This is a genomic window from Minwuia sp. (genome assembly GCF_048007105.1).
Lineage (GTDB): Bacteria > Pseudomonadota > Alphaproteobacteria > Minwuiales > Minwuiaceae > Minwuia.
In genome coordinates, this window is sequence record NZ_CP180352.1 from 2,682,314 (window position 1) to 2,698,686 (window position 16,373).

Annotated in this window: 14 protein-coding genes and 1 pseudogene; 4 read left to right on the forward strand and 11 right to left on the reverse strand. The window is 67.0% G+C overall.

Features of this window, described 5'->3' with window-relative positions; translation table 11 throughout:
- The 11 genes and pseudogenes from ACMVY4_RS12950 to ACMVY4_RS13000 all read right to left on the reverse strand — a co-directional run bounded on the left by ACMVY4_RS12950 (nt 1) and on the right by ACMVY4_RS13000 (nt 11,303).
- Nucleotides 1-1,395, reverse strand: coding sequence for an AtzE family amidohydrolase (locus ACMVY4_RS12950; protein ID WP_416896439.1), 1,395 nt, complete (start codon nt 1,393-1,395; stop codon nt 1-3).
- Nucleotides 1,392-1,595: a DUF4089 domain-containing protein gene (locus ACMVY4_RS12955; protein ID WP_416896440.1), complete on the reverse strand. Its 204-nt coding sequence runs from the start codon at nt 1,593-1,595 to the stop codon at nt 1,392-1,394. Before ACMVY4_RS12955 ends, ACMVY4_RS12950 begins: the two co-directional genes overlap by 4 nt.
- Nucleotides 1,595-2,278: a cysteine hydrolase family protein gene (locus tag ACMVY4_RS12960; RefSeq protein ID WP_416896441.1), complete on the reverse strand. Its 684-nt coding sequence runs from the start codon at nt 2,276-2,278 to the stop codon at nt 1,595-1,597. The genes ACMVY4_RS12955 and ACMVY4_RS12960 overlap by 1 nt, the downstream gene beginning before the upstream one ends.
- Nucleotides 2,259-2,741 (reverse strand): hypothetical protein, encoded by a 483-nt coding sequence (locus ACMVY4_RS12965; RefSeq protein WP_416896442.1) that lies wholly within the window; start codon nt 2,739-2,741, stop codon nt 2,259-2,261. The genes ACMVY4_RS12960 and ACMVY4_RS12965 overlap by 20 nt, the downstream gene beginning before the upstream one ends.
- A complete protein-coding gene (locus ACMVY4_RS12970) occupies nt 2,683-4,101 on the reverse strand; it encodes an allophanate hydrolase (protein WP_416896443.1) in 1,419 nt (472 codons plus the stop codon). The genes ACMVY4_RS12965 and ACMVY4_RS12970 overlap by 59 nt, the downstream gene beginning before the upstream one ends.
- Complete coding sequence (locus ACMVY4_RS12975) at nt 4,098-5,846, reverse strand: dipeptide ABC transporter ATP-binding protein (RefSeq protein WP_416896444.1); 1,749 nt, start codon at nt 5,844-5,846, stop codon at nt 4,098-4,100. Before ACMVY4_RS12975 ends, ACMVY4_RS12970 begins: the two co-directional genes overlap by 4 nt.
- 10 nt (nt 5,847-5,856) lie before the next feature.
- Nucleotides 5,857-6,699, reverse strand: coding sequence for an ABC transporter permease (locus ACMVY4_RS12980; RefSeq protein WP_416896445.1), 843 nt, complete (start codon nt 6,697-6,699; stop codon nt 5,857-5,859).
- Between the two features lie 3 nt (nt 6,700-6,702).
- A pseudogene (locus ACMVY4_RS12985) lies at nt 6,703-7,727 on the reverse strand (ABC transporter permease).
- A 15-nt stretch (nt 7,728-7,742) separates the two neighbouring features.
- On the reverse strand, nt 7,743-9,362 hold the full coding sequence (locus ACMVY4_RS12990) for an ABC transporter substrate-binding protein (protein WP_416896446.1): 1,620 nt from the start codon (nt 9,360-9,362) through the stop codon (nt 7,743-7,745).
- A gap of 334 nt (nt 9,363-9,696) precedes the next feature.
- Nucleotides 9,697-10,368 (reverse strand): GntR family transcriptional regulator, encoded by a 672-nt coding sequence (locus ACMVY4_RS12995; protein ID WP_416896447.1) that lies wholly within the window; start codon nt 10,366-10,368, stop codon nt 9,697-9,699.
- Between the two features lie 140 nt (nt 10,369-10,508).
- Nucleotides 10,509-11,303 (reverse strand): cysteine hydrolase family protein, encoded by a 795-nt coding sequence (locus tag ACMVY4_RS13000; RefSeq protein WP_416896448.1) that lies wholly within the window; start codon nt 11,301-11,303, stop codon nt 10,509-10,511.
- A 246-nt stretch (nt 11,304-11,549) separates the two neighbouring features.
- On the opposite strand from ACMVY4_RS13000, the gene otsB reads away from it, so the two are divergent.
- Genes otsB through ACMVY4_RS13020 form a run of 4 tightly spaced genes read left to right on the forward strand, consistent with a single transcriptional unit; the run spans nt 11,550 to nt 16,300 of the window.
- Nucleotides 11,550-12,302 (forward strand): trehalose-phosphatase, encoded by a 753-nt coding sequence (otsB, locus tag ACMVY4_RS13005; protein WP_416896449.1) that lies wholly within the window; start codon nt 11,550-11,552, stop codon nt 12,300-12,302.
- A complete protein-coding gene (locus tag ACMVY4_RS13010) occupies nt 12,299-14,074 on the forward strand; it encodes a glycoside hydrolase family 15 protein (protein ID WP_416896450.1) in 1,776 nt (591 codons plus the stop codon). Before otsB ends, ACMVY4_RS13010 begins: the two co-directional genes overlap by 4 nt.
- On the forward strand, nt 14,071-15,456 hold the full coding sequence (locus tag ACMVY4_RS13015; RefSeq protein WP_416896451.1) for an alpha,alpha-trehalose-phosphate synthase (UDP-forming): 1,386 nt from the start codon (nt 14,071-14,073) through the stop codon (nt 15,454-15,456). The genes ACMVY4_RS13010 and ACMVY4_RS13015 overlap by 4 nt, the downstream gene beginning before the upstream one ends.
- The gene (locus ACMVY4_RS13020) at nt 15,440-16,300 is read left to right on the forward strand and encodes an ROK family protein (protein ID WP_416896452.1); all 861 of its coding nucleotides are present in this window, start codon (nt 15,440-15,442) and stop codon (nt 16,298-16,300) included. The genes ACMVY4_RS13015 and ACMVY4_RS13020 overlap by 17 nt, the downstream gene beginning before the upstream one ends.
- The last annotated feature ends 73 nt before the right edge of the window (nt 16,301-16,373 follow it).

Genomic DNA, 16,373 nt, shown 5'->3' on the forward strand with positions numbered 1-16,373 from the left:
TCAGACCGCCGGCCGTCGCGCGGCGGCGATGCCTTCACGTTCCAGGTGGCGGGCGGCGCGGAGGGCCAGGTCCTCGCGCCAGGGCGGGGCGATGATCTGGACGCCGATGGGCATGACGGTGCCGCATTCGATGGGCGTCGCGGCGACCGGCAGGCCGATGCAGGAGACCGGCTGGGTGAAGAGGCCGAGATTGGGCCGGACGGCCAGCTCGTCGCCGCGCAGTTCCATCGTCTTCTGACCGATCAGCGGGGCGCTGAACGGCGTCGACGGTGCAATCAGCAGATCGACCTCCTCGAACAGCGCCGTCACCTGTTCCAGATACCAGCGCCTTACCTGCTGCGCCCGTACCAGCCAGCCTGCAGGCAGCATTGCCCCGGCGAGGAAGCGGTCGCGGGTATCCGGGTCGAAATCGTCCGGGCGGTCCCGAAGGCGGTTGAGATGGAGTGCAGCGCTTTCGGCATTGGTGATGATGAAGGCGGCTGCGCGGCCCGCCGCGGCGCCCGGCACCTCGACGGTCCGGCCTGCGCCCAGACCCTTCGCGGCCGTCTCGACAGCGGCGGCGGCGTCCGGCAGGCCGTCCGTGTCGAACCAGCCGCTGGCGACCGCGATGCGCAGTCCATCAATGCCTTCGTCCAGCAGGCCGGTGACGGCTTCGACAGGCCGTCCGGCCACGGACGCATCGCGCGGGTCGGCCCCCTGCATCGCGTCATAGGCCAGCGCCAGATCGCCTGTCGAGCGGGCGAAGGGGCCGAGATGGTCGAGGCTGTCGACGAAGGGAAAGCTGCCGTGCCGGGTCAGGCGGCCATAGGTCGGCTTCAGCCCGAAGATCCCGCAGAGCGAGGAAGGGACCCGGATCGAACCGTTGGTGTCGGAGCCGAGGCTGAGCGGCGCGATCCCGGCTGCCGTCGCCGAGCCGCTGCCTGAACTGGATCCACCGGACATGCGGTCCGTGTCGTGCGGGTTGCGGCAGGCGCCGTCATGCGCGTTCTCGCCAGTGAAGTCATAGGCGTACTCGCCCATGTTCAGCCCGCCGAGGAGAACCGCGCCGGCCGCTTCCAGCCGCCGGATCAGTTCGGCGTCGGCCATCGCGGCAGGGTTCTCCCGGTTGATCTTCGAGCCCGCGCGCGTGACCAGCCCCTCGATGTCGAACAGGTTTTTCACCGCGAAGGGCACGCCGGCCAGCGGTCCCGGATCGCTGCCACCCGTCACGGCGGCATCGATCTCTGCGGCCCGGAAGCAGGCGCGCTCGGCGGTCACGTCGGTATAGGCGTTCAGCGTCGGGTTCAGCGCCGCGATCCGCGCCAGATGATGCTCGGCCACGTCGCGCGCGCTCAGTGCGCCGCTTCGGACGCCCTGGGCGATCTCCGCTGCCGTCAGCCAGTCCGGAACGCTCAAGTCCCGCGCTCCAGGGGCGTGTAGACGGGGGCCAGTTCCAGCGTGTCGTGGGGCACAGGCGCGGCCTCCAGAAGGCCGTTCATGCGGGCGGCGAGTTCGAGAAACTGCTTCACGCCCGGCTTCTGCGCCTCGGATATCTCCAGACCGAGTGTGGCCGCCATCGCCGCGATGTGCGCCTCGGCATCGAATCCGGCCGCCATCAGGCCGCCTCCGCCTTGGCGAGCGTGGCCGCGACGGCATCCGAATTCGAAACCCAGCCGAAGATGCCGCCCTGGGCTGCGATCATCTTCAGCCCGATGGCGTGGAACTCGGGGAAGTACGATCCGCAGGCGTCGCCGACGACGATGCAGCGGAAGCCGCGGTCATTGGCTTCGCGGACCGTAGTGTGCACGCAGACTTCCGTGGTGACGCCGCAGACCAGCAGCGTCTCGGCACCCCGGTTCTTCAGCATCAGCTCCAGATCGGTCTGGTAGAAGGCGCCCTTGCCGGGCTTGTCGAGCACCGGTTCGCCGGGTTCGGGGGCCAGCGCCGGGATGATGTCGTGGCCCGGTTCGCCGCGGACCAGAATCCGGCCCATCGATCCGGCATCGCCGATCCGCATCGACGGCGCGCCGCGTTCCACCTTGGCCGGCGGCGCGTCGCTCAGATCGGGCCGGTGGCCCTCCCGGGTATGGATCACCAGAAGCCCGGTATCGCGCGCCGCGTCGAGCACCTTGCGGCAGGGTTCGATGGCCGCGCCGAGCAGGCTGACGTCATTGCCCAGGGTCTCCCCGAAACCACCGGGCTCCAGGAAGTCCCGCTGCATGTCGATGATGATCAGCGCCGTCCGCGCCGGATCGATGTCGATGGGCGCCGGATCGGCGTCAATCTGCAATCGCGGCAAGTTCCGTCTCCCCTCCGTCTCCGGCTTCGGCCAGATAGCTGCGCCACCCGCCATGATGGGTGATGTCGCGGGCATCCGCGACCGCGCTGGCCTCGCAGATGAAGCCCTTCACCGATGTACCGTCCGCCAGCGCGATCGTACCGAGGCCCAGCGGCGCAGGAATCGCGGTCAGCAGGCTGCCCACCGCGGCGACCGGCAGGCGCCAGACCTCGATCTCGATCGGCGCCCCCTTGCCGGGGCTGCGGACGAGGCCGGGCCGGTCGGGCTTGGGTCCGGCCAGCGCATAGAGGCGGTAGTCGCCGGCGGTCTTCACGGTGCGGGCATAGGTGCCGCCCAGCGCCTTGAGTTCCCCGTTGAGCGGCAGACCGGTCATGTGCGCGCCGCAGACACCGATCTCGATGCTGTCACCCGGCACCGGCACGATCGGAGCCGAAGCGTTGAGCGGCATCCGGCTGGCGCCCATCGGCAGGTCCTGCGCGGCATGGAAAGCGCCGCCCAGCGCCAGCAGCCGGCTGTCGTGGAAGGCCGGTGCGGCAAGCGTCACGCCGAGCGGCATGCCATCGGGCCGGAACCCTGCCGGCACGGCGACGGCGGACAGATCCAGCAGGTTCATGAAGTTGGTGTAGCTGGCCGAGATTGGAGTTCAGCCGGATCGGATCAGCCTCCACCTCGGCGATGCGGTAGATCGTGCCCACCGTCGGCAGCAGCAGCACGTCGATTTCCGCAATCAACATGTCCGCGGCCCGCCGCAATTCCGCCAGCCGGTACTCGGCGCGGAAGAGGTCGGTCGCCTTCGGGTCGCGCCCGCCCAGCGTGATCTCCCGCGTCACCGGATGCACGGCGTCGGGATCGCACTCGATGAGCTCCTGGATGGCGATGTAGCGCTCCGAGACCCAGGGACCTTCATAGAGCAGCCGCGCCGCATCGAGCAGCGGGGTGATGTCGACCGGGATCATCGTAGCACCCAGCCGCTCCGCGGTTGTCACCGCACCGGCAAAGAGGGCCGCGGCCTCCGCGTCGCCGAAGAAATCGAGATTGGCGTCGAGCGGCACGCCGACCCGGCAGTGTTCCCAGTCCGAGGGACCGGAGATGTTCTCGGGCGCCGGGCGGGAGAAGGCATCGGCAGCATCGAAGCCGCTGACGATCTCCGCCACGGCAGCGGCGTCCCCGGCGGTCAGCGCGAAGACGGAAATGCAGTCGAGCGAGCGGCAGGCGGGGACGAGACCGGTCGTGCTGAGCAGGCCCTTGGTGGGCTTCCATCCGACCAGATTGTTGAAGGCGGCCGGCACGCGGCCGGAGCCGGCGGTGTCGGTGCCCAGCGAAAAGGCCACCAGCCCCATCGCCACTGCGACTGCCGAGCCGGAACTGGAGCCGCCGGGCACGAACTCGGGATCGATGCTGTTGCCGGGGATGCCATAGGGCGAGCGGACGCCGACGAGGCCGGTCGCGAACTGGTCCAGATTGGACTTGCCGACAACCAGTGCGCCCGCGGCGCGCAGGCGGCGGACGACTTCGGCATCGGCTTCGGGCCGGTATTCGAAGGCGGGGCAGGCGGCGGTCGTCGCGAAGCCCCGGGCATCGATATTGTCCTTCACGGCGCAGGGGATGCCCAGCAGGGGGTGATCGGCAGGATCGAGACCGTCGAGCCGCTTCGCCTCCGCCATCAGGTCTTGCGACGATGCCCGGCTGATCCAGATCGCCGGATCGGCGGCGTCGCATCGCTTCAGCACCTCTGCGGCGATGTTCGACGGCTTGATCCCGCCGTCCAGAACCGCGCTGCGCAGACCCGCAACAGTCAGCACCTCATCGTCGAGGACACTCACGACACCTCCTCCGCCAGGACCGGCTGCCGGGCCGCCTGGTCCATGTCCAGATGCGGCACCGCGTCGATCAGCGTGCGCGTGTAGGGATCCTTCGGATTGGAGAGGATCTCCTCCGACGGTCCTTCCTCGATGATGCGTCCGCCGTTCATCACGATCACACGGTTGCACAGAAGCCGGACCACGTTGAGGTCGTGGCTGACGAAAAGATAGCTCATACCGAGCCGCCGCCGCAGATCGCCCAGCAGGTTGAGCACGATGGCCTGAACCGAGACGTCCAGCGCCGAGGTCGGTTCGTCCAGAATCAGCAGCTTCGGACTGACCGAGATGGCGCGGGCGATGCCGACGCGGGCCTTCTGGCCGCCGGAGAGCTGATGCGGGAAGCGGCCCAGCAGGTGTTCCGGCAGCCCGACCATGCCGGCCAGTTCGACAACGCGCGCCTCGCGCTCGGCGGCGTTCGAGATGCCCTCGAGCCGCATCAGCGGGTCGGCGATGCAGCGGCGGGCGGTGAACCGCGGGTTGAGGCTCTCGGTCGGGTCCTGGAAGACCATCTGGATCAGCTTGCGCTCGGGCCGGCCGGCGAAACCGGACGCGGGAATGGCGGCAAGGTCCTGGCCCTCGAACAGGATCTGGCCTTCGGTTGGGTCGAGAAGCCGTGTGATCATGTTCGACGTGGTGGACTTGCCGCAGCCGGACTCGCCGACCAGCCCGACGCTTTCTCCCGCACGGATGTCGAAGCTGACATCGTCGACCGCGCGGAAGGGCTTTTCCGGCTCCGTCGAGCGGCCGGTGATCCGTTTCCACCAGCCGCCACCGTCGGAGCCGCCGAATTCCCTGACCAGATTGCGCACCGACAGCATCGGCTCGCCGCTGTCGGGAAGGGGCGCCGCCACGGCGGAGGGGCGGCTCGCCGGGACATCGTCGGAGAGTTCTTCCAGCTTGCTGTCCAGCCGCGGGGTCGCGCGGATCAGCTTCTGCGTATAGGGGTGCTGGGGGTTCTCGAAGAGATCCAGTGTCGTCGCGGCCTCCACCACTTCACCCGATTTCATCACCACCAGACGATTGCAGTACTGGCTGGCCAGACCGAGATCGTGGGTGATCAGGACTGTCGCCAGGTTGCGCTCGCGTCCCAGGTCCCGGATCAGGTCCATGATCGTCTTCTGCGTCGTGACATCGAGGCCGGTGGTCGGTTCGTCGGCGATCAGCAGTTTCGGCGCACAGGCCAGGGCGATGGCGATCATCACGCGCTGGCACATGCCCCCGGAAAGTTCGAACGGGTAGGCGGAATAGCGCTGCTCGGGATTGCGGATGCGGACCGCGTCGAGCGCCTCGATCGCCTTCTTCTTCAGGTCGCGGGAGAGCGTGGTCGTGTGCCGCCGCAGGACGTCCTCGATCTGATCGCCGACGGTGCGGATCGGGTTCAGCGCCACGCGCGGGTTCTGGAAGATCATCGACGCCTCGCGGCCCCGGATCTCACGCAGCGCCCGCTCGGACGCCGTGGTCAGGTTCAGGCCCTGGAAGGTGATATGCCCCTCGGCGACGCGGCCGGCGGCGTCCAGAATGCCCATGATGTTGAATGCGGTGACCGACTTGCCGGAACCGCTCTCGCCGACGACGCCCAGCGTCTCGCCCCGGAAGAGCTCGAAATCGACCCCCTTCACGGCGTGCACCGTGCCGCCACGGGTCTTGAAGTCGACGCTCAGACCCTCGACCGAGAGGATGGGGACCGGGTTGTTCGAAGCCGTCATTCTGGCCTCCTCAGGTGCGCTGCCGCGGGTCGATAAGGTCGCGCAGACCGTCGCCCAGCAGGTTGAAGCAGAAGACGGCGATCATCAGCGCCGCGCCCGGGAACAGGGCCAGCCACCATTCGCCCGAGACGATGTAGGTCGCACCCTCGGCAACCATGATCCCCCATTCCGGGGTCGGCGGACGGACACCGAGGCCGATGAAGGAAAGGCCGGCAGCGTTCAGGATCGCCCAGCCCATGTTGAGCGAGACCTGGACCATCATCGGCGGCAGGACGTTGGGATAGATCTGGGTCGCCAGCAGCCGGACGTCGGAATTGCCGGCCAGCCGGGCGGCCATGACGAAGCCGGCGTCGCGGCGCACATTGACCTCGGCGCGGGCGACGCGGGCGTAGAACGGGAAATTGATGATCGCGGTGGCGTAGACGATGTTCTCCACCGTGTTGCCCAGGGCTGCGACGATGCCCATGGCCAGCACGAACAGCGGGAACGCCATGATGGTGTCGGTCAGCCGGCCGACGACGCGGTCGATCCAGCCGCCGTAATAGCCCGCGGCGCTGCCCAGCACGCTGCCAGCCATGAAGGACAGCGCGACGGCGACGATGGCGATGGTCAGGTCCAGCCGCGTGGCGACGATGACCCGGCTGAGCACGTCCCGGCCCAGCTGGTCCGTGCCGAACCAGTGCTGGGCGCTCGGCGGCTGCAGCGCGTTGGGTGAGCTGGCCAGCGGGTCGTAGGGGGCGATCCAGGGCCCGAACAGCGCGAACAGGACCAGCAGCAGGAAGATCGAGCCGGCGATCAGCGTCACCGGATTCTCGGTCAGGATGTATTTCAGGTGCTTGAAGAACTCCGGCATGGCTCAGGCCTCCAGGCCGATGCGCGGATCGACCACCGTGTAGAGGATGTCGATCACCAGGTTCAGCGCGACGTAGAGGAACGCCATGGTCAGCACGAAGCCCTGCACGGCGGCATAGTCGGAAACGATCAGCGCCTCGATGGCGAAGGAGCCGATGCCCGGCCAGGCGAAGACCTTCTCCACCAGTACGTTGGAGCCGAGCATGAAGGAGAAGACCATGCCGAGCGTGGTCAGGATGGGCAGCATCGCGTTGCGCAGCGCGTAGGTGTAGAGCACCGTCGAGCGCGACAGGCCGGAGGCCCGAGCCGTTCGGATGAAGTCGCTCGACAGCACCGCCAGCATGGCGCCGCGGGTCATGCGGGCGAGCGGCGCCAGGGTGAACAGGCCGAGCGTGATCGCGGGCAGTATGAGCTGCGAGAAAGCCGCCGTGAATGTCGACATGTCACCGGCCAGCAGCGCGTCCACGGTGAAGAAGCCGGTCACGTGCGGCGGGTCGATGAAGAAGATGTCGATGCGCCCGAGTGGCGAGGGCGCGATCCCCAGGATGAAGTAGAAGATGTAGACGAGGAACAGGCCGGTGAAGAAGACGGGCAGCGAGACGCCGGCCGTCACGATCACCCGGCAGAGATGATCGATCCAGCTGTTGGGGCGGGTCGCTGCGAGGATGCCCAGAGGCAGCGCGACCGAAAGGGAGAAGATGAGGGCCAGCAGCGTCAGTTCCAGCGAGGCCGGCAGGCGGTGGATGATCTCCTCCATGACCGGCCGGTGCTGATGGACTGGCCCAGGTCACCGGTGAACAGGTCGCCCAGATAGATCAGGAACTGTTCCGGGAGGGAGCGGTCGAGCCCGAGCGCGACCCGGACCTGCTGGATCGACTGCTCGTCGGCGGCGGGTCCGGCGAAGTAGACCGCCGGATCGCCCGGCAGGGCGCGCGTCAGGATGAAAGTGACGATGATGACGCCGGCGATCGACGGGACGGCCTGGATCAGCCGTCCCCCGATCAGCGCGGCAGTGGAACGCCGTGCCATTCAGCGTGCCTCCGCTCAGGCCTTGTCGAGCGAACGCGCGTCGAGCTGGCGGTGGAAGTAGTACTTGTAGCCGCTGACATTCTTCTGCATCGCCACGTCCAGGAAGGGCTGGAACACCGGGATCAGCGGCACTTCGTCGAAGAAGATGGAGATCAGCTTCTTCACGCCCGCCTGGTAGGTCGGATCGTCGACCGGTAGGTGCAGGATCTCGTCGGTGATCTTCTCGACATCCTCGTTGCGGTACTTCATCGAGTTGAACAGCCGGCCGTCCTGATAGACCCAGTAGGAGTAGTAGTCCGGGTAGTTGAGCCAGCCTCCGAAGTTCTTGATGTGCATCGGCCACTTCTTCTCGATCAGCACCTGGGTCCGCCAGTTGGCGCCCGGCACCTTCTCGACCGCGGTCTTGATGCCGACCTTGGCGAGACCTTCCTGGACCAGCAGCGCCATCGGCTCCGACCACTGGGCGAAACCCAGGTTGAAGGCGAACGGGACCTCGAAACCGTCGGCGTAGCCGGCTTCCGCCAGCAGGGCCTTCGCCTTGTCGTAGTCGGTCGAGTAGGGGAAGGGCTGCGGCCAGGCCAGCGTGGCGGGCTCGAAGGACGCGCCGCCCCACATCGGGATTCCGCGCTCGAAGGTCGCCTGCTTGAAGATCTGCTCATAGGGGATGGCGTAGGCCACGGCCTGGCGGACGCGCTTGTCCTGGAAGGGGCCGTAGGTGGTGTCGAGACCGATGGCGATCATCGAGTTCTCGATCGGGGCTGCGGCGACCGTGTACTTGCCCGAGGCCAGAAGCTCCGCATAGTCCTTCGGCGGCAGGTCCAGCGAGATGTCGGCGTCGCCGCGTTCCAGCAGGGCGCGCCGGGTGGAGGCCGAGGGGATCTCGCGCATGATCACGCGCTCCACGCCGGGCAGGGCGCCGCCCTTCCAGCCGTCGAAGCGCTTGTAGACGACCTGCTGGCCGGGGTCCCAGCGCTCCAGCATGAAGGCGCCGCTGCCGGCCGGGTTGCGGTGCAGGTACTCCGATGCCCAGGGATCGTCGGCCGTGGCGTGCGCCTTGGCGATCTTCGAGTTGATGATGATCGGCACCGGGACGGCCAGGTCCGGCAGCGTCAGCTTCGACTTGCGGACGAACTCGATCCGGAAGGTCTTCTCGTCGACGGCCACGAACTGCTCGGGCTGTTCCAGCGAGCCGGCCTTCATCTGCGTGGTGGGGAAGCCGCCGACCGACACTGCACGGTCGAAGGACCATTTGACATCCTCGGCGGTGACCGGGCTGCCGTCCCAGAAGGTCGCGTCGGCCTTGATCTTGAAGGTGACGGAGCCGCCGTCCGGCGCGACTTCCCAGCTCTCCGCCAGTTCCGGCGTGAGGGCCTCGTAGTCGTACATCTCGGTGCCGTCTTCCAGCGTCTTGGTCGCGAAACCGACGAGACGGTCGTAGAGGTTCACCGCGATCGCGTAGCTGGGCCGGTTTGTGCCGGCGCGGTGGATATCCATGCTGTTGATGGTGCTGCCGACAACGACCAGCAGCGTGTCCTCGCGGCCCGCCGCGCGCGGCGTCCCGAAAGGCGCCAGCATGGGGATCGCCGCCGCACCCGCACCATAGGCCGTCAGCCTCAGAAAGTTCCGCCTGTCCATCTTGCCACTCCCTTGTTTCCGCGGCGTGTGCCGCGACCCTGGAAGCGCCAACGCAATTGATGGGCCAGAAAAATTAGTCAATTAAATCAGTTATATAAAATTCATTGTATGCAATTAACGGAGACTGTCGCCTCATTGTTCGGCAGTCGCATGGATTGCATACATCTTCGCCGGTCAGATACGGCCGGGCCAGATGCGTGCATTTACAATTGGTTAAGGGCTGATTTGCCCGCAATTTCGGCAGAATATGTGCAGTGCACAAATCCTCCGCAGCCTGTCGCGCAAACAGGCATGTTGTATGCAATTAGTGATAATTTATTGAAATTACAGGGTTTCAGGCCGACTTCTTGTCGATACCGGCGTCGAGTTGCAGCGTCCGGGCGACATAGACGACCGAAGCGTCCCGGACGGTCAGGATATGCGCTCGCATGGCGCGGTAGGCCCGCTCGCCGTCGCGTTCGCGGATCGCCGCGATGACTTCGCCATGTTCCTGATAGGAGGAGCCGACCCGGCCCCTGACATTGAACTGCGCACGCCGGTAGGGCGCGACCCGGCGGCGGGCCTCCATCGTGGTATCCACCAGCATCTCGTTGTGCGTGCCGCCGTAAATGGCGCTGTGGAACCGGCGATTGAGGATCTCGTAGGCGTCGTGGTCATCGGCGTTGACCGCGGCCAGCGTCTCCCGGTGCAGCGCCATCAGGCTCTGCTGCTCGTCGGCGCTCATCCGCTCGGCGGCGAGTCGCGCGCAGGCGGCTTCCAGCTCGGCCATGACCTCGAACATCTGGTTCAGCAGATCGACGGTGACGTTGCGGACCACCGCGCCGGCATGGGGGCGCTTTTCCAGCATGCCCATCGCGACCAGCTGCCCGATCGCCTCCCTGACCGGTGTCCGCGAGACATTGAATCGGTCGGCCAGGCCCTGCTCGTCGAGCCGCGTGCCAGGCCCGTGCCGCCCGTCGACGATTTCCTCGGCGAGCGTCTGGGTCAGCCAGTCGACGCGGGTCATCCGCGCCGGACCTCGACCGTTCTTTCTTGCCGGCGGCTTAGGGGCCACGTCTGGTTTCCGTCAGTGTTTCCGTCCCGCCACGACTATGGGCATGCGCCACGCGTTTCGCCAGTCCGCAACGCCGCACCGGGATCTGCATGTTAGCCCGCTTCTTCCAGCGCAGCGCGGACCCGACCGGAATCGCTGACGAAGCCGTAGCAGTTCTTCACGTTCCAAAGGGTCGCCTCGGTGCAGAAGTCGGGCGAGGTGGTGGCGCAGCAATCCTCCAGCAGGATGCAGCCATAGCCCAGGAAGTTGGCGTCGGTCAGCGAGCAGAAGACGCACTGATCGGTGTTCACGCCCGCGAACAGGATGGTGCGCGTGCCCAGGTTCTTCAGGATGCTTTCCAGCGGCGTGTCCCAGAAGCCGCTGATGCGGTACTTGTCGACATAGATGTCGGCGGGATCTGTATCCAGTTCGTCGACGATGGCCGCCGCCCAACTGTCCTTCTGCAGCACCGGGGCGCCGTTTGCGGGCAGGGGCTCGCCGAGCCCGACGCCCGTGCCTTCGGGCTTGTAGAGGTGGATCTGGTTCGGCGCCATGTTCATCAGGTCGGGCCGGTTGCCCCAGTTGACCCAGATGATCGGCACGCCGGCCTGCCGGAGCGGCGGGATCAGCCCGTTGAGCGGTTCGATCGGCCTGCGGTCCGGCGTGTAGTCCTGACCCAGCTGGTCGACCCACCCGTCCTTGGCGCAGAAGTCGTTCTGCATGTCGATGACGATGAGCGCCGTGCGGTTCAGGTCGCAGATCACCGATTGCGGCTCGCCCGCGATGGTGATGCGGCGCGGTTCCGGAAGCGGCATCGACATGTCGACGGTCTTCTCGTCGACGCGCCAGTAGAATGTCGGGGAATTGCCCAGCTTTGCCCGTTTGCTGCTGTCCATCGTGTCGGCCATGGCGTCCTGTCTCCCGTCCAGAAGTTCGGTTCTTTCAGTTGTATGCAATAGCAAGAGGCGGACCATGGCCGGGGCCGCATGCAAAGGCGCAGTTGCGCGTCATGTGCGCCGGAACCGGGCCGGGATGCCCAGAGAATGGCGTCCTCTGGTCAAAATCTGGGCAGAAGCGCCGGGGGCTGCCGGGTCGCGCCGCCGAGGCGATGCCGCTACTCTTGCCGGGAATCTGGCTGATGAAACGGGTGGGCCTTGGATCGGATCGGACTGACGGACGCGGCGCTGTTTCTCGACTTCGACGGCACGCTCGCGCCGCTTGTGGCCAGGCCCGAACTTGCGGCGATGGCAGCGCCGACCCGAGCGTCGCTGAACCGCGTCGCCGCGGCGTCCGGGGGCGCGGTCGCGGTGATTTCCGGGCGGCCGCTGGCGCAGCTCGACGCGCTGCTGCATCCCCTGGAACTGCCTGTCGCCGGGTCGCACGGGGCCGAACTCCGCGGTATCGACGGCAGCATCCGCACGCTCGGCGAGGCGGCCCAGGCCGCGCTGGATGAGGTCCATGCCGGGCTGGGTCAGCTGGCAGTGGCGGAGAACTTGCTGATCGAACGCAAGCACGGCGCCGTATGCCTTCACTATCGCGGCCGGGCCGAACTCGCCGGACGGTGCCTTGATGCCGGACGCGGGGAGGTCGCCGCGCACCCGGAACTGAGACTGATGGAAGGTCATATGGTCGTGGAGATCGCATTGAGGGACCTGGACAAGGGCACGGCGCTGCGCGCCTTCATGTCCGAACCGCCGTTCTTCGGCCGGACACCTGTTGCCGCGGGCGACGACACGACGGACGAGGATGCGATCCGGGCCGCCCAGGCGCTGGGCGGTATCGGTATCCGCATCGGCGACGGCGACAGCGAGGCCCGCATCAGGATGGCCGGCATCGACGAATTTCTCGCCTGGCTCGATGCCGTATCAAGGGATGAAGCCATGACGATCGGGGCGACGGCGCCATGAAGGCTGGCGTGATCGGAAACTGCGCCATCGCGGCGGTGGTCGACGCGGACGGCGCCATGAACTGGCTCTGCCTGCCGCGGTTCGATGGCGAGCCGGTGTTTCACGCCCTGCTGGGCCACGGTGCTGGCGAGCCCGGCGACGGCGCCTTCGCGATCGAACTGGAAGGGCTGAAGGCGACCAGCCAGAGCTACGACGTCAACACCGCGGTCATCCGGACGGTCCTTGAAGCCGAATCCGGTTCGGTGGAGGTGATCGACTTCGCGCCGCGCTTCGAAGCCCGCGGCCGCATGTTCCGCCCGCAGATGATCGTCCGCGTGATCCGTCCTGTGTCGGGCTGGCCGCGCATCCGCATCAGGCTCAGGCCCCGGTTCAACTGGGGCTCGGCGAAGCCGACGGTGACGCGCGGGTCGAACCACATCCGCTATGTCGGGCCGGACGACACCATACGGCTGACCACCACCGCGCCCGTCGATCACATCCTCGACGAGCGGGTGATCAATCTCGACCGGCCCTATCACTTCGTGCTCGGCCCCGATGAATCGCTCAGCGAGCATCCCGGCGAACTGGCCGAGCGCTTCCTGACCGATACGAGGACCTACTGGCAGCGCTGGAGCCGCCGTCTGGCCGTCCCGCTGGAATGGCAGGACGCCGTGATCCGCGCCGCGATCACGCTGAAGCTCTGCAGCTATGAGCCGACCGGCGCCATCATCGCGGCGGTCACGACCTCTATTCCTAAATCCGCCAACAGCGGCCGCAACTGGGACTACCGGTATTGCTGGGTCAGGGATGCCTTCTTCACCGTCCGGGCGCTCAACAGCCTGGCGGCGACACGGACGCTGGAGAACTATTTCCAGTGGCTGATGAATGTGGTCGCAGATGCAGCCGGCGGGCACATCCAGCCGGTTCTCGGCGTCGGGCTCGAGCGCCAGTTGACGGAAACCTTCGCGGAGAACCTGCAGGGCTATCGCGGCATGGGGCCGGTCCGTGTCGGCAACCAGGCCTTCGAGCACTTCCAGCACGACACCTACGGCAACATCATCCTTGGCGCCGCGCCAGCCTTCTTCGATCAGCGCCTCTACATGAACACCGGCGTGGAGGCGTTCCAGATGCTGGAGCCGCTGGGCGAGCAGGCGTGGCGCTTGCACGACAAGGAAGATGCCGGAATCTGGGAACTTCGCACCCGCGCCAGGGTTCATACCTCGTCGTCGCTGATGTGCTGGGCGGCCTGCGACCGGCTGGCCAAGATCGCCGACCGCCTTGAACTGGCCGACCGCGCCCAGCACTGGGGCGGCCGCGCGGCCCATATCCGCAAGCGCATCTACGAGGAGGCCTGGTCGGAGAAGCGCCAGGCCTTCGTCGAGAGCTTCGGCGGCGAGACGCTGGATGCCAGCGTGCTGCTGATGGGCGAGGTGGGCATGATCGAACCGAAGGACCCGCGTTTTGTGGCCACCGTCGAGCGGCTGTCGGAAACGCTGGGACGCGGCGCCTTCATGCTGCGTTACGAGGAGGCGGACGATTTCGGCGAGCCCGAGGTCGGTTTCAACGTCTGCGCCTTCTGGCGGCTGGACGCGCTGGCCAAGGTGGGTCGGCACGGCGAGGCGCGCGAGCATTTCACTGATCTGCTGGCGGCGCGGAATCCGCTCGGCCTGATGTCGGAGGACACCGATTTCCGCAACGGGGAAGCGTGGGGGAACTTCCCGCAGACCTATTCGATGGTCGGCATCATCAACGGCGCGACGCGTCTGTCGAAGAGCTGGGAGAGTACGATTTGAGCCGACTGATCGCCGTATCCAACCGCGTATCGGACCCGACGGCCGGCGCCCAGTCCGGCGGGCTGGCTGTCGCGCTCGGCGAGGCGCTGCAGGAAAGCAGCGGTCTGTGGTTCGGCTGGAACGGCGATGTCGTGGTGAAGGGCGACGAGGAGGCGCCGGAGATCTCGCAGGCGGGGAAGGTCACGCTGGCGACCTTTCCGCTGAGCCCGCGGGAATACAGGAAATACTATCTCGACTATGCCAATCAGGCGCTCTGGCCCGTCTGCCATTACCGCCTCGACCTTGCCGAGTTCGATCCGGCCGGTCTCGATGTCTACAAGGCCGTCAACCGCCGCTTCGCCAGCATGCTGGCGAAGCTGGTGCAACCCGATGATCTGATCTGGATCCATGACTACCACCTGATTCCGCTGGCGGCGGAGCTGCGGCGGATGGGTTGCAACAACCGCATCGGTTTCTTCCTGCACATCCCGTTTCCCCCGCCGGAAATCGTCAGCGCGATCCCGAGGCACGAATTCATCATCGATTCCCTGTTCGCCTATGACGTGGTCGGCTTCCAGACCGATCAGCACGTCGAGAACTTCAAGCGCTACGCGGCGGATACGGCGGACGGCATCGATGCCATAGATCATCCGTTCCGCTCGATGCGCCGCATGCCGCTTGCGCGCAGCTTCCCGATCGGGATCGACCCCGACGCCTTCCGGCAGATGGCCACCACGCCGGAGGCCGAGGACCGGATCCGGCGTTTCCAGCGCGGCGGCATCCGGAACCACATCATCGGGGTGGACCGGCTGGACTATTCGAAGGGACTGCCCGACCGCTTCCTCGCCTATCACCGGATGCTCGACCGGTTCTCCGAGCATCACAAGACGACGATCCTGACGCAGATCGCACCGCCGACGCGTGAGGAACTGACAGCCTATGCGGACATCCGCAGCGAACTGGAACGGCTGTCGGGCAACATCAACGGCGAGTTCGGCGACTTCGACTGGACGCCGCTGCGCTACATCCACCGCTCGGTGCCGCGCGAGGTGCTGGCGGCACTGTTCCGGGCGGCGCGCGTCGGTCTGGTGACGCCGCTTCAGGACGGCATGAATCTGGTCGCCAAGGAGTATGTCGCGGCACAGGACGAGGACGATCCGGGCGTTCTGGTTCTTTCTCGCTTCGCAGGCGCGGCAGCCGACCTGAAGGAAGCGCTGCTGGTCAACCCGCACGACACGGACGAGATGGCCGGCGCGCTGCACGCGGCGCTGACCATGAGCCTGACCGAACGCAAGGAACGGCAGGCAAAGCTGCTCGAGCGCGTGCGCCGCAACGACATCGCCGCCTGGAGGACATCCTTCCTGAAGGCCCTGAGAGGCGAGGCGGATGACGAAGCGGCCTGACCGCCTCCGGTTGCTGGCCGATGTTGGCGGCACCAATGCGCGGTTTGCGCTCTCGGCGGGGCCGGGCGACATCCGGAGCGTCCGCAAGCTGCCGGTCTCGGGCTACCCGAGCTTCGAAGCTGCCATGGCGGCCTATATCGACCTGGTCTTGCCGGAAGCGCCGGTCGGGGAGGCCGCTGTCGCCGCGGCAGGCCCCGTCGACGGCCAGACGATCGATCTGACCAATGCCGACTGGCGCATTTCGGCGGCCGGCATTGAGGCCGCCGGGATGGGCAGGGCGCGGCTGTTCAACGATCTGGAGGCCGTCGGGCTGTCGCTTCCCGTTCTCGGGTCAGGTGATACGGCTGCTGTTCGGGAGGCTGTTGTCACGCGACGCCCGGAGCGGATGATCGCCCTGAATGTCGGCACCGGCCTCGGGGCGGCCATCGCCGTCCGGCAGGGCGAAACCTGGACCAGCCTTTCGACCGAGGCCGGGCACATGGCCTATGCGGCAGCCAACGCGGCGGAGGCCGAATGGCTCGGTGAGGCAGAGACCTACGAGGCGCTGCTGTCCGGGCCCGGCCTGCGGCGGCTTGCCGGTCGCGAGCCCGATGCAGCGGTGCGGCGGATGCTGTTCTCCGGTCTTCTCGGCCGGTTCGCGGGCGACATGGTGCTGGCGGCCGGCGCCTGGGACGGTCTCTGTCTCTGCGGCGGCGTTCTCGACGACTGGGAGGAGCATGTCGATCCGGCGCGGTTTCTCACGGCCTTCGATGCCAAGGGGCCAATGAGGGGCCGCATGGCGGCGGTGCCTGTCCTCCGCATCGTTGCCGAGTATCCCGCCCTGATGGGCCTGGCGGCGGCGTGACCAAGGCCACCATGCCCCGCAAATTGACCTGACAAGCCGGAAACGCCGCTGTTAGCATGGCGGACAGGACCCC